The sequence below is a fragment of the Paraburkholderia sp. genome, assembly GCF_035656215.1.
GTDB lineage: Bacteria > Pseudomonadota > Gammaproteobacteria > Burkholderiales > Burkholderiaceae > Paraburkholderia.
Genome location: NZ_DASRSY010000270.1, coordinates 1 through 13,481 on the forward strand (window position 1 = coordinate 1; position 13,481 = coordinate 13,481).

Below are 13,481 nucleotides of genomic sequence, written 5' to 3' on the forward strand. Positions count from 1 at the left end.
GTCGATGTTCACCTGCACGATTTCGCCACTACCCGCACCACCGAGATACGTCGTTTTAACGATATCAGCGGTAGCAGGACATAGCGCGGCCGCGCCCGCGCCCGAAGCCGGCGCACCTTGCGCGCCGCAGCTCGAGCCTGAGCACTGCGGCGAATTGATCGGGCCGGGATTATCGGCCTTGCCGCCGCCGCAAGCGATGAGGAATGGGGTCGTGGCGATGGCCATAACCAGGCCTCGAATAATGGCGTGCGACATGCTGCTGTCTCCCTTCATGTAATTGTGCGAACTAATTTCGCTGCGCGCTTAATGCCTGTCAATTGAATGAGCAGTCTAAAAAGACCGATTCAAACAAAGAAATTTTTGCCGGACGTGCGCACGGTGGGGCTTGGCAGCCCTTTTAAACAAAAAAGGATTTTTGAGTTCGGCGGCGGCACCGTTGCTTCGCCGCACACCCTTATCAGGCAGGCGTTGCAGCAAAATGGCTCTATCATCTTCGAACGGTCGTTCGGAAAAAAATCCGTAATTTCCCTATGCGGAAAACTATGCTGAGCGGATCGATTTCAGGAATGAGTTACCGGCGGTTGATGAGCAGTCCGATTTTTATTTTTAAAGTAATGCGGGCTACTACTGATTAACTGTAAAAGAGGGATTCTGAAAGCAGGTCTTTAAAATAGAAAAGCCGGTCTTTTTGCAGACCGGCTTTTCTGTGGATTGACGACCAATTACCGTCTGGGTCCAGGTAATTGCTCAGCGTTTCAAGCCGTTTTCTTCGGCGGTACCGATTGCGAGGTTCATGCACTGGATTGCTGCGCCCGATGCGCCCTTGCCCAGGTTATCGAGGCGCGCGACGGTCACGAAGCGTTCGTCGTTGCCGAACACGAACAGGTCGACACGGTTGGTGTCGTTGTTCGCTTGTACGTCGAAGAAGCCGTCGTCGAGATTCGCAGCCGCATCGAACGGCGTAACGTGCACGAAGGCCTCGCCTGCGTAGTATTCGGCGAACAGTGCCTGCACGTCTTGCGGCGTGGCCTTCTTGGCCAACTGGTTCGGCGAGAAGAAGGTGGTGACCGCGAGACCCTTGTAGAAGTCGCCGACGATTGGCGTGAACACCGGCGCCGACTTCAGGCCCGTATGCGCCGCCATTTCCGGCAGATGCTTGTGCGTGAGGCCGAGTGCGTACGGACGCGGGCTCTTGAGCTTGTCGTTGCCGCCGTCTTCGTAGTCGGCAATCATTTTCTTGCCGCCGCCGCTGTAACCGGTGATCGAGTATGCATGCGCGGCGAATTCCGACGCCACGACGCCTGCTTCGACGAGCGGACGCATGGCCAGCACGAAGGCCGACGCATGGCAGCCCGGCACGGCGATGCGTTTTGCGGTGCGCAGACGCTCGCGTTGCGAGCGGGCCAGCTCGGGCAGACCATAGGCCCAGTCGGCGGACGTGCGGAAGGCCGTGCTGGCATCGATCAGCACGGTGCGGTCGTTTTCGACCAGCGAGGCCGACTCGCGCGAGGCGACGTCGGGCAGGCACAGGAACGTGACGTCCGATGCGTTGATGAGACGACGGCGCTCTTCGAGATCCTTGCGTTTCGCTTCTTCGATACGAAGGATCTCCACGTCGGCGCGCTGTGACAGGTATTCGAAAATCTTCAGGCCGGTCGTGCCTTCCTGTCCGTCGACAAAAACTTTCGTGCTCATCTCGATCTCACTGGCTTGCTGGAAACGGGGCGCGACACCGCGCCGGAACGCTATTTTAAGACCTGATCGCGGCGGGTGTGCAAAACGGGGTGAAAAAACGACGATGCGCGCCGAAAATGACATTGGCGTGACCGGTTAAGGGATAGATGCAAGCCGATGCGAGTGGGTTCCGGGCAGATCGACGGCGCTCGTCAGAGGCCGCACGGCGTGCAAAGTGTGAAGAGCGTGGCATCTGCCTTGAGCGCGCTGCTTTCTGAGACGGGCCTTCGGCCAATGTGCTATCGAGCCGCCGCGTTCCACCGCGCCGTCACGCCGGCGATGCGCGAGCCGAACATCCGGGCCGTTTCCAGATCGCCCGCGGGCGGCGCTTCTTCCGGCGACGCATCCGCCGGGGACTGCGCAAGTAGGCCGGTAAAGCCGCCCACGTAGTTCAGGTCGTTGCGGGTCGCCGCCTTGGTGTTCGACGGCATCATGCCGGTGCCTACCCAGATCATGCTGTGCTGCATCGCCAGCGTGACGAAGTACTGGATCGTCGAAAATTTGTCGCCATTCATGGTCGCCGAGTTCGTGAAGCCGGCCGCGATCTTGTCCTTCCATGTTTGGCCGAACCACGGTTTCGAACTTGCGTCGGCGAATTTCTTGAAGTCGGCGGATGGGCCACCCATGTAGGTCGGTGCGCCGAAGATGATGGCGTCGGCGGTGGCCAGTTCCGCCCAGGCTGTGTCGTCGATTTCGCCGACCGGCATGAGTCTGGCGTCCGCGCCGGCTTCGAGCGTGCCGGCAAGCACGGCCTCGGCGACTTTCTTCGTATGGCCGTAGCCGCTGTGATAAACGATGACGATCTTCGACATGGCACTCTCCGGCAAGATGAAAAAGCAGGGGTAAGCAAGGCAAACATGCTCGCATGTAGCGACGCGACATCATCAAGCATCGCTTACACCGCTCTGTTGCACATTAGCGTGCGCGGATGACAGAAATTCCGCTGCGGCGATAATGTGAAGCACGCCGTGCGTCAATTGGTGCGTCGAGCCCGGCATACGGCACACGGCACACGGCACACGGCACGGCGTCAGTCGCGCGTCAGCTCGCAGCCGATGCAGTTCGAGTCGGCGTTGACGGGCGCCGCTACCGTCCGTAGTTGACCACTATCCGCGCGCTGTCGAGCGTGGCAGTGCCGATCTCGTGATCGAACATGAGCGCCGGGCGTCCCTGCGCGAGGCGCAGGTCTGCGGTGTTCAGCGCATAAACGGTGATGACGTAGCGATGAGGTTTGCCGGGCGGCGGGCAGGGGCCGCCGTAGCCGTCGGTATCGAAGTCGTTGCGCGCTTCGACTGCGCCGAGTTTCTTCAGGAAGCCAGACGAACTGGCGTTTTCCGGCAAACTGTTGACGGTGGCCGGAATCCCTGCAACGGCCCAGTGCCACCAGCCGCGGCCAGGCGCATCCGGATCGAACACCGTGACCGCGAAACTTCGTGTGCCGGCCGGCGCATCGTGCCACGTCAACTGTGGCGACCGATTGCCGCCTTTGCAGTCGCCCTGATTGAAAACCTGAGCCGCATCTACGGTACCGCTCGCATGGAAGCTGGCGCTGGTCAGCGTGAACGGACCCTCTGCGAGTGCGTGAGTGCCATGCGTCGCCAATAGCGCGAGACCGAGCATCGCGCAGGTGGAAGACAGCAGACGGCGGAACGGCGAAGCAAACGAAACAACCAGGCAACGCGAGCGCATGTGCCGGTTCTCCTGTCAGGGCGCGAGGCGGTTGTCCTCGCGAGGTTTATTGTCCCTATTTTGTGCCCCAACGTCGAATCAAGTCTAACATTAGGTTTGCGACGGATCATTGTGGCCTGCCAGCAGGCTGGGCGGACGTGAAATCGGCTATAGTCGGAGGAATTGTCCGCGCGAATACAGACCGCGTACCCAATCAGTTCAAGTATTAAGAATAGAAAGACATGTCAGAAGTTTTGGAGAGTGGTTTATCTGTCGAGGGGAGGGCAATGCAAGATCCAGTCAGGGTCGTGGTCGCCGACGACCATCCGGTGATTCTGTTCGGTGCCGAACAAGCTTTGCTCAAGTTTCCAGGTCTGCAGGTCGTCGCGCGTGCGCGACAGTCAACCGAACTGGTCAAGGTGCTGCAGACCGTTGCGTGCGATGTGCTCGTTACGGATCTGGCAATGCCAGGCGGCCAATACGGCGACGGTTTGCCTCTAATCGGCTATCTGCGCCGCAATTTTCCCGACCTTCCCATCGTCGTGCTGACGATGTTGGAGAACGCCGCGTTGCTCAAACGGCTGAGCGAACTCGGGGTGACCTCGGTCGTCAACAAATCGGACGATCTGAGCCACATTGGGCTCGCGGTGCAGCACGTCAGTCGCAACCTGGAATACATGAGCCCGTCCGTCAAGGCGTCGCTCGATACGCTGCGCATGAATGCTGGCGGTAAGAATGAAGAGGTGATGCTGTCGCGGCGCGAACTCGAGGTTGTGCGCCTGTTCGTGTCGGGCATGACGATCAAGGAGATATCGGAGCAACTCAATCGCAGCATCAAGACGATCAGTACGCAGAAGAATACGGCGATGCGCAAGCTCGGCATCGATCGCGATTCCGAGTTGTTCCAGTACGCGCAGAGCAACGGTTTGCTGAATCTGTCGTCGCATTCGGTTGGCGATACCGGCAGCACATCCTAGCTGCGGTCGTACCGAGGTCGCCGTTTCGTCCGGCCGGACGAGGTCAATGAAGCCGCCTGTCTCATCGACAGGGGGCTTTTTTTCCATCTGTATTGAGAGGTTGCGCTTACTGCGGCGCTGCGTTGGCACCACCGTGTGCCGCCGACCATTCGGCCGGTGCATGCAGGAATTTCTCCACTTCATCGAGCGTCTTGGTGTCGAAGTAGTTGTTCGCCTTGGCGACGCGCAACACGTCCCACCACGTGGCAAGCGCGTGCAGATCGACGTCGATGTCTTTCAGCACCGAAACGCTTTCCTTGAAGATGTTGTAGTGGAACAGCACGAAGCAGTGGTTCACCGTTGCGCCGGCAGTGCGCAGCGCGTTGATGAAGTTGATCTTGCTGCGGCTGTCCGTGGTCAGATCTTCGACCAGCAGCACGCGTTGCCCTTCGGTCAGCAGACCTTCGATCTGCGCGTTACGGCCGAAACCCTTCGGCTTCTTGCGCACGTACTGCATCGGCACCATCAGGCGGTCGGAGAGCCATGCCGCGAACGGGATGCCGGCGGTTTCGCCACCAGCCACCGCGTCGATCTGTTCATAGCCGACGTCGCGCAGGATGGTGGCTTCGGCCATTTCCATCAGGCCACGGCGCACGCGCGGATACGAGATCAGCTTGCGGCAGTCGATATAAACCGGGCTCGCCCAGCCGGACGTGAAAATGTACGGTTTCTCCGCGTTGAAGTGCACTGCTTGCACTTCCAGCAGCATCTTGGCGGTCGTGTCGGAGATCGTCTGGCGATCGAAGCCTGTCATGGGCGGATCCTTGGGTGTGAGCGAGGAGAAGCGGGCGCGTGGCCCGGTGGCGCAGCAAGCACGGTATGGCGCGCCATGATGGGCGGAATACGTAGCCGGCCAGTGGAGTGCAGGCCGGTTTTTGCTGCGCGCGTAGCCCGATATTTTACCCGAAATAGGCCCTCCCGAGGAGGCCGTCGTGCGTGTCGGCGGCGAATGACGGTCATAGCGGTCGCGCTGAGCGGGGCTTGCGAGATTCGTTGGGAGCTGCATTGTTGCTGCTTCCGAGGCTGTTTTTGGGCCTGCTTTTTGGCTTGCTTGTGAGTCGCCTGGAGCACCTTTACACTCACGCGAATTTCTTGGGCGGCCTTGCATGATTACCGCCTTCGTGTATTACGGAATACTTTCAATGACTCCCGCTTCTTCCGCTGCCGAAACCCGTGAACCTGCCCAAAGCGGCTATGCCGGCCGCGCGCTGATCGCTTCGGTGCTTGGTTACGCGATGGACGGCTTCGATCTGCTGATCCTGGGCTTCATGCTGCCGGTGATTGCCGTGGATCTGCATCTGAGCTCCGCGCAGGCTGGCTCGCTCGTTACGTGGACGCTGATTGGCGCTGTCGCTGGCGGCCTGATTTTCGGCGTACTGAGCGACTATTTCGGCCGCGTGCGGATGCTGACGTGGACGATTTTGATCTTCGCCGTCTTCACCGGACTCTGCGCGCTGGCCCAAGGTTATCCGGACCTGCTGGCCTATCGGACCATTGCGGGCATTGGCCTCGGCGGCGAGTTCGGTATCGGCATGACGCTGGTGGCCGAGGCGTGGCCGGCGTCGCAGCGGGCACGTGTGTCGTCCTATGTCGGGCTGGGATGGCAACTCGGGGTGCTGGCTGCCGCGTTGCTGACGCCGCTGCTGCTGCCGGTGATCGGCTGGCGCGGTATGTTCGCGCTTGGATTGCTGCCTGCCGTGGTGTCGTTTTTCGTGAGGCGTCGCGTCGAGGAACCGGCTCTTTTCACCGAGCGTGTCACACGCGGGATGCGCAAGCTGCCACTCAAATTGCTGGTGGCCGATGGTCGCACCGTGCGCGCCAGCATCGGCGTCGCGATTCTCTGTTCAGTCCAGAACTTCGGCTACTACGGTCTGATGATCTGGCTTCCGAGCTATTTGTCGAAGACCTTCGGCTATTCGCTGACGAAGTCCGGCGTGTGGACTGCCGCGACGGTGCTCGGCATGGCGTGCGGCATCTGGCTGTTCGGCATGGCTGCCGACCGTTTCGGCCGCAAGCCGACGTTCCTGTTCTATCAGGTGGGCGCAGTGGTGATGGTATTCGTCTACGCCCATCTGACAACGCCGATGACGCTGCTGATCGGCGGCGCGGCGATGGGCGTGTTCGTCAATGGGATGATCGGCGGCTATGGTGCGCTGATCTCCGAGCTTTATCCGACCGATGCGCGCGCGACCGCGCAGAACGTGTTGTTCAACGTCGGCAGGGCGGTTGGCGGTTTCGGGCCGGTGGTCGTGGGCGCGTTGGCTGCACGCTATTCGTTCGGCGCAGCGCTCGTTTTGCTCGCCTCGATCTATCTGCTCGACATCTTCGCGACGCTCTTTCTGATCCCCGAACGACGTGGCGCCGAGCTCGAATGACGCGCTCATGACACACGCACGGCCCATGCTTGACCTCGGCATGCGGCACATGCGGCCATCCGCGCAATAGCCGGTCAAATGATCGCCGGATGCGGCGCTGCAGCATTGCTGGCCGGTGTTTCGCCGATGGCGAGGCATGTTGACCACTCAGTGCATCGACACGTTCGGGGTGTACACTAACCGCCCCGCGTAGCACTCCGCACCGTCTTGCCTTCCGCCGAGGTTCGACGCCGCGCCCAACCGGCGCATGCGAAAACCGCCGCAGTCGATTATCCATTCGATAGACGCGAAGCGCCGCCAACGGTGCAGTGTGCCGGGCCCAATTACTTACGTCTCGCAGGCCAAAAAATGGACGAACAACTTAAGCAAAGCGCTCTCGCATATCACCAGTTTCCGAAACCCGGCAAGATTTCGGTTACTCCCACCAAGCCACTGTCGAACCAGCTCGACTTGTCGCTCGCGTACTCGCCGGGCGTCGCCGCGGCTTGCATGGCGATCTACGAAGACCCGCTCGACGCGCAGAAGTACACCTCGCGCGGCAACCTCGTCGGCGTGATCACGAACGGTACGGCCGTGCTCGGTCTCGGCAACATCGGCCCGCTAGCCGCGAAGCCGGTGATGGAAGGCAAGGGTTGCCTCTTCAAGAAGTTCGCCGGTATCGACGTGTTCGACATCGAGCTCTCCGAGTCCGATCCGGACAAGCTGGTTGAAGCGATCGCGATGCTCGAGCCCACGCTGGGCGGCATCAACCTGGAAGACATCAAGGCGCCGGAGTGCTTCTACATCGAGAAGAAGCTCCGCGAGCGCATGAAGATTCCGGTCTTCCACGACGATCAGCATGGCACGGCGATCATCGCTTCGGCGGCGATCCTGAACGGTCTGAAGGTAGTCGGTAAAAAGCTCGACGAAGTGAAGCTGGTGTGTTCGGGCGCGGGCGCCGCGGCAATCGCGTGTCTGGATCTGCTGGTGAATCTGGGCCTGTCGAAAAAGAACGTGCTGGTCACGGATTCGAAGGGCGTGATCTACGAAGGTCGCGGCAACCTGGATCCGTCGAAGGAACGTTACGCGGCGAGCACCGAAGCACGCACGCTGGCTGACGCGATTCGCGGTGCCGACGTGTTCCTCGGCTGCTCGAGCGCCGGCGTGCTGAAGCCGGAAATGGTCACCGAAATGGGCACGCAGCCGCTGATTCTGGCGCTGGCGAATCCGGAACCGGAAATCCGCCCGGAAGAAGCGAAGAAAGTGCGCCCGGACTGCATTATCGCGACGGGCCGTTCGGACTACCCGAACCAGGTCAACAACGTGCTGTGCTTCCCGTTCATCTTCCGCGGCGCGCTGGATGTCGGCGCAACCACGATTACGGAAGAAATGAAGCTCGCGTGCGTGCGCGCGATTGCCGAACTGGCCGAAGAAACCGATCAGGGCGATGAAGTCGCCAAGGCGTACGAAGGCCACTCGCTCGAATTCGGCCCGGAATACCTGATTCCGAAGCCGTTCGATCCGCGCCTGATCATCAAGATCGCGCCCGCTGTCGCGCAAGCCGCGATGGACTCGGGCGTTGCGACCCGTCCGATCAAGGATATGGACGCGTACCGCGAAGAACTCGGCACCACTGTGTACCGCACCGGCATGGTGATGCGTCCGGTGTTCGCTGCCGCGAAGTCGGAGCCGGCGCGCATCGTGTTCGCCGAAGGTGAAGACGAGCGCGTGCTGCGCGCCGCGCAATTTGTGCTGCTGGAAAAGATCGCGAAGCCGATTCTGGTCGGCCGCCCGTCGGTGATCGAGATGCGTCTGAAGAAGATGGGTTCGAAGCTGAAGTGCGGTGAAGACTTCGAAGTCGTCGATCCGGAAGACGATCCGCGCTATCAGCAATGCTGGCAGGCGTACCACGAACTCGGCGCGCGCGAAGGCGTGACGCCGGACGTCGCGAAGGCCGCGATGCGCAAGTTCAACACGCTGATCGGTGCGATCCTCGTGCGCCTCGGCGAAGCCGACGGCATGATCTGCGGGATGATCGGCCAGTACCACACGCATCTGAAGTTCATCGAGCAGGTGCTGGGCAAGGCAGATAACGTGCAGAACTTCGCTGCAATGAACCTGCTGATGTTGCCGGGCCGCAATCTGTTCATTTGCGACACGTACGTGAACGAAACGCCGACCGCTGAACAGCTCGCCGATATGACGATGCTGGCTTCGCATGAAATCGAAAAGTTCGGCATCACGCCGAAGGTCGCGTTGCTGTCGAATTCGAACTTCGGCAGCGCGCCGTCTTCGTCGTCGCAACGGATGGCCGCGGCGCGCAAGCTGATCGCCGAGCGTGCGCCTTCGCTCGAGATCGACGGTGAGATGCACGGCGACGCGGCGTTGTCGGAAGCAGTCCGCAAGGCTGCGTTCCCCGGCACGACGTTGACCGGCGAAGCGAATCTGCTGATCATGCCGAACGTGGAAGCGGCGAACATCACGTACAACCTGCTGAAGATGATTGGCGGCGAAGGCGTGACGGTCGGTCCTTTCCTGCTGGGCGCGGAAAAACCGGTTCACATTCTGACGCCGGCTGCAACCGTACGACGGATCATCAACATGACGGCGGTGGCTTCGGCAAACGCACGCAAGCGAGTGAACGCACAGTAATGCAGACGAGTTGATGATTGAAGTGCCGCAGCAATGCGGCGCTTGCTGGAAAGCCAGGAAAACGCCACGGAAGTTGATTCCGTGGCGTTTTTTATGTGCGCGTTCTTATTCTGTCGGTCGGCGGTCTGAGAAATTCTTATGGAGCAATGTGATCTTTAAGAGTGCTCCTATTCGATTCGCTGTGACACTTTTGTAAAGTTACTTCTGAAGCGCGGCACAACGCGATGGCAACGGAACAGTCGGCTGGTCAATCCTTGCATCGCATCAGGCGCCGCGCTTCTTCTGGTGTTGAGAAGTTCGCAGTGGAAGTAAAAGTAGTTCTGGTGGTGAAGACAGTAGTACCAATGGGTTGCGGTACCGGTAGTAAGTGTGTGTTGTTGTGGTTGAAGTAGCAGTTGATGGATGAAGTAGCAGTTGGCGGTTGAAGTGGTAGTTGAAGTAGCAGTTGGCAGTTGAAGTAGCAGTTGGCGGTTGAAGTAGCGGTTGGCAGTTGAAGTAGCAGTTCGTAGTTGTAGTTGCTATTCGGTAGTTGTTTGTTTTTGGTTGGTTGTTGTTGTGTTGTTGTTGGAAGGAGCAGTACCGCTTGTTCTTGTACACACGCATCACGTGTCGAAACAGGCAAAAAAAAGGCGACTGTCCGTGAGGACAGCCGCCTTTTCCATTTCAGGCCAATACCAGCCAGTCAAGCCGGCAAGATCATGCCGCGTGTTGCGTCTTTCCTGCTTCCGGCGAGCGCCAGCGCATCAGCAAGTCGTTCCACTTGACCCGCACGCCCTTCAGATTATTTTCCTTCACGTGCCCGTAGCCGCGGATGCCGTCCGGCAGATTCGCCAGTTCGACCGCCAGTTCACGCTTCTGCGCAGTCAGGCCGCCGATCAGCTCGCGCACCAGTGCCTCGTATTCGACGATCAGCGCACGTTCCGTGCGACGCTCCTCCGTCTTGCCGAACACGTCGAGCGCCGTCCCGCGCAGGAACTTGAGTTTTGCGAGCACGTGCATGGCGCTGAACACCCAGGGTCCGTACTTCTTCTTCACCAGATGACCTTGTGCGTCTTTCTTCGAGAACGTCGGCGGCGCGAGGTGGATGTGCAGCTTCCAGTCGCCTTCGAAATTTGCCTTCAGTTTTTCGATGAACGCCGGGTCGCTGTAGAGTCGTGCGACTTCGTATTCGTCCTTGTAAGCCATCAGCTTGTGCAGATTCTTCGCGACCGCCTCGGTCAACGGCAACTGGCCGTCGATCGAATCCAGCGCCGATTCCGCCACACGTACTTGCGACACCAGGGCGCGATAACGGTCGGCGTACGCGTCGTTTTGCCATGCTGCAAGGTAGTCGGCGCGCTTGTCGATCAGCGTGTCGAGCGCCTTCGGCGTGTGCAGCGAGATGATCTTGCTGCTCGCCGTTTCCGCCGCGGCACCGCGTCCTTGCGACTGCGCGAGCTTACGCACGGCAGCCAGATCATGTGCAGCACGGCGGCCCCATTCGAATGCCGCACGATTCTTCTCGATCTGCACGTTGTTCAGCTCGATCGCACGCATCAGCGACTGATAGGTCAGCGGCACCCAGCCGCGCTGCCATGCGTAGCCGAGTACGAACGGATTCGTATAGATCGCATCGCCGAGCAGCGCGACGGCGAAGTGATTCGCGTCGACCATATCGACGCCGTCGTCGCCCGCACCGGCACGCACGTCCGCTTCAGTGCTGCTGCCCGGGAAGCGCCAGTTCGGGTTCTTGATGAGTTCGGCGGTCGGTGTGTGCGCGCTATTGAGCACGACGCGCGTGCGGCCCACCTGCATGCGCGAGACGCATTCGTCGCTGGCGGTGACGATCGCGTCGCAGCCGATCACGAGACTTGCTTCGCCCATTGCGATGCGGGTCGCGTGAATGTCGGCTGGGTTCTGGGCGATCTGCACGTGGCTCATCACAGCGCCGCCCTTTTGCGCGAGGCCGGTGACGTCGAGTACCGTGACACCCTTGTTTTCCAGGTGCGCGGCCATCCCGAGCAATGCACCGATCGTCACGACGCCCGTGCCGCCGACGCCCGTCACCAGCACGCCATAAGGACGCGCGATTGACGGTAGTTCGGGGTCCGGCACCGGTGGCATCGCGTCAGCGACGATGCCCGAAGCCGCCTTCGGCTTGCGCAACTGACCCCCTTCGACGGATACGAAGCTCGGGCAGAATCCGTTCACGCACGAGAAATCCTTGTTGCAGGTGGACTGATTGATCTGGCGTTTGGTGCCGTACTCGGTATCGAGCGGCTCCACGGACAGGCAATTCGACTTCACCGAGCAATCGCCGCAGCCTTCGCACACCGCTTCGTTGATCACGACACGCCGCGCCGGATCCGGATACGTGCCGCGCTTCCTGCGACGGCGCTTCTCGGTCGCACAGGTCTGGTCATAGATCAGAATCGTGGTGCCGGAAATCTCGCGAAGCTGACGCTGAACTTCGTCGAGCTTGTCGCGATGGTGAATGTCGATGCCGGGCGCGAGGCCGACGTTCGCAGAGTACTTCTCCGGTTCATCGGTGACGATCACGATCTTCGTCGCGCCTTCGGCGGCGAGTTGATGCGTGATTTGCGGCACGGTCAGCACGCCGTCGACCGGTTGGCCTCCGGTCATGGCAACCGCGTCGTTATAGAGAATTTTGTAGGTGATGTTCGCCTTCGACGCGATCGCCGCGCGAATCGCGAGCAGGCCCGAGTGGAAGTAGGTGCCGTCGCCGAGATTGGCGAACACGTGTTTGTCGTTGCTGAACGGCGCCTGGCCAATCCACGCGACGCCTTCGCCGCCCATCTGGCTGAAGGTGCTGGTGCTGCGGTCCATCCACACGGTCATGTAGTGACAGCCGATGCCGGCCATTGCACGTGAACCTTCCGGCACGTTTGTCGACGTGTTGTGCGGGCAGCCTGAGCAGAACCACGGCTTGCGCTCGGCTTCGACGCGCGGACGCGCCAGGGCCTTTTCCTTCGCTTCGATCACGGCGATGCGCGAGGCAATGCGTGCACGCACGTCGGACGGCAGATCGAACTTGTCGAGACGCGTGGCGATTGCCTTGGCGATGATCGCCGGCGAGAGTTCGTAGTGAGCCGGCAGCAGCCAGTTGCCCATCGGCACCGACCATTCGCCACCCGCGCCGTCCTTTTCATCGAACTTGCCGAACACACGCGGACGCTGTGCGTCCGGCCAGTTGTACAGTTCTTCCTTGATCGCGTATTCGAGAATCTGGCGCTTCTCTTCGACCACCAGAATTTCCTCTAGACCGCGCGCGAAGGCTTGTGCACCTTGTGCTTCGAGCGGCCATACACACCCGACTTTGTAGAGACGGATGCCGATGCGCGAACAGGTTTCGTCGTCGAGACCGAGATCGGTCAGCGCCTGCCGCACGTCGAGATAGGCTTTGCCGCCGGTCATGATGCCGAAACGCGCATGCGGCGAATCGATTTCGACGCGATCCAGTTTGTTCGCGCGCACGTAGGCGAGCGCTGCGTACCACTTGTAGTCGAGCAGACGCGCTTCCTGCACCAGCGGCGGATCCGGCCAGCGGATATTCAAGCCGCCTTCGGGCATTGCGAAGTCGTCCGGCAGAATGATTTTCGTGCGGTGCGGATCGATATCGACTGATGCCGACGATTCGACCACGTCAGTCACGCACTTCATCGCGACCCACAATCCGGAGTAACGGCTCATCGCCCAGCCGTGCAGGCCGAAGTCCAGATATTCCTGCACGTTCGACGGAAACAGCACCGGCAGGCCACACGCCTTGAAGATGTGTTCGGATTGATGCGCGAGGGTTGAGGATTTAGCCGCGTGGTCGTCGCCGGCGAGCACGAGAACACCGCCGTGTTGTGCCGAGCCGGCCGAATTACCGTGCTTGAAGACGTCACCGGAACGGTCGACGCCTGGGCCCTTGCCGTACCACATCGAGAACACGCCGTCGTATTTGGCGCTCGGGTACAGGTTGACCTGCTGTGAACCCCACACGGCGGTCGCCGCGAGGTCTTCGTTGACGCCGGGCTGGAACACGACCTGGTGCGATGCGAGATGCTGATTCGCC

At 60.5% G+C, this 13,481-nt stretch carries 9 protein-coding genes and 1 pseudogene; 4 read left to right on the forward strand and 6 right to left on the reverse strand.

Annotated elements, in window-relative coordinates; all coding sequences use genetic code 11:
* Positions 1 to 255, reverse strand: a pseudogene (locus VFE81_RS15140) (hypothetical protein); the annotation flags it as partial.
* Between the two features lie 66 nt (positions 256 to 321).
* On the opposite strand from VFE81_RS15140, the gene VFE81_RS15145 reads away from it, so the two are divergent.
* Positions 322 to 549 (forward strand): hypothetical protein, encoded by a 228-nt coding sequence (locus VFE81_RS15145; protein WP_325045373.1) that lies wholly within the window; start codon positions 322 to 324, stop codon positions 547 to 549.
* A gap of 198 nt (positions 550 to 747) precedes the next feature.
* Here VFE81_RS15145 and argC read toward each other — a convergent pair whose 3' ends face one another.
* From argC to VFE81_RS15160, 3 genes are all read right to left on the reverse strand, one after another.
* Complete coding sequence (gene argC, locus VFE81_RS15150) at positions 748 to 1,695, reverse strand: N-acetyl-gamma-glutamyl-phosphate reductase (protein WP_325045374.1); 948 nt, start codon at positions 1,693 to 1,695, stop codon at positions 748 to 750.
* A gap of 278 nt (positions 1,696 to 1,973) precedes the next feature.
* A complete protein-coding gene (locus tag VFE81_RS15155; protein WP_325045375.1) occupies positions 1,974 to 2,546 on the reverse strand; it encodes a flavodoxin family protein in 573 nt (190 codons plus the stop codon).
* 274 nt (positions 2,547 to 2,820) lie between these two features.
* A complete protein-coding gene (locus tag VFE81_RS15160; protein ID WP_325045376.1) occupies positions 2,821 to 3,423 on the reverse strand; it encodes a YbhB/YbcL family Raf kinase inhibitor-like protein in 603 nt (200 codons plus the stop codon).
* Positions 3,424 to 3,689: 266 nt separating this feature from the next.
* On the opposite strand from VFE81_RS15160, the gene VFE81_RS15165 reads away from it, so the two are divergent.
* Positions 3,690 to 4,379: a response regulator gene (locus VFE81_RS15165; RefSeq protein WP_325045377.1), complete on the forward strand. Its 690-nt coding sequence runs from the start codon at positions 3,690 to 3,692 to the stop codon at positions 4,377 to 4,379.
* 106 nt (positions 4,380 to 4,485) lie between these two features.
* Here the strand turns inward: VFE81_RS15165 and VFE81_RS15170 are convergent, their stop codons facing one another.
* Complete coding sequence (locus VFE81_RS15170) at positions 4,486 to 5,172, reverse strand: orotate phosphoribosyltransferase (RefSeq protein WP_325045378.1); 687 nt, start codon at positions 5,170 to 5,172, stop codon at positions 4,486 to 4,488.
* Positions 5,173 to 5,560: 388 nt separating this feature from the next.
* Here VFE81_RS15170 and VFE81_RS15175 point away from each other — a divergent pair, with 388 nt between their 5' ends.
* A complete protein-coding gene (locus tag VFE81_RS15175) occupies positions 5,561 to 6,793 on the forward strand; it encodes an MFS transporter (protein ID WP_325045379.1) in 1,233 nt (410 codons plus the stop codon).
* A 348-nt stretch (positions 6,794 to 7,141) separates the two neighbouring features.
* Positions 7,142 to 9,424 carry an NADP-dependent malic enzyme gene (locus tag VFE81_RS15180; RefSeq protein ID WP_325045380.1) on the forward strand — a complete coding sequence of 761 codons (2,283 nt, stop codon included), beginning with the start codon at positions 7,142 to 7,144 and terminating at the stop codon, positions 9,422 to 9,424.
* 696 nt (positions 9,425 to 10,120) lie between these two features.
* On the opposite strand, the gene VFE81_RS15185 is transcribed toward VFE81_RS15180, so the two are convergent.
* Positions 10,121 to 13,481, reverse strand: a 3,361-nt coding sequence (locus VFE81_RS15185; protein WP_325045381.1) for an indolepyruvate ferredoxin oxidoreductase family protein, incomplete at its 5' end; no start/stop codon positions are given.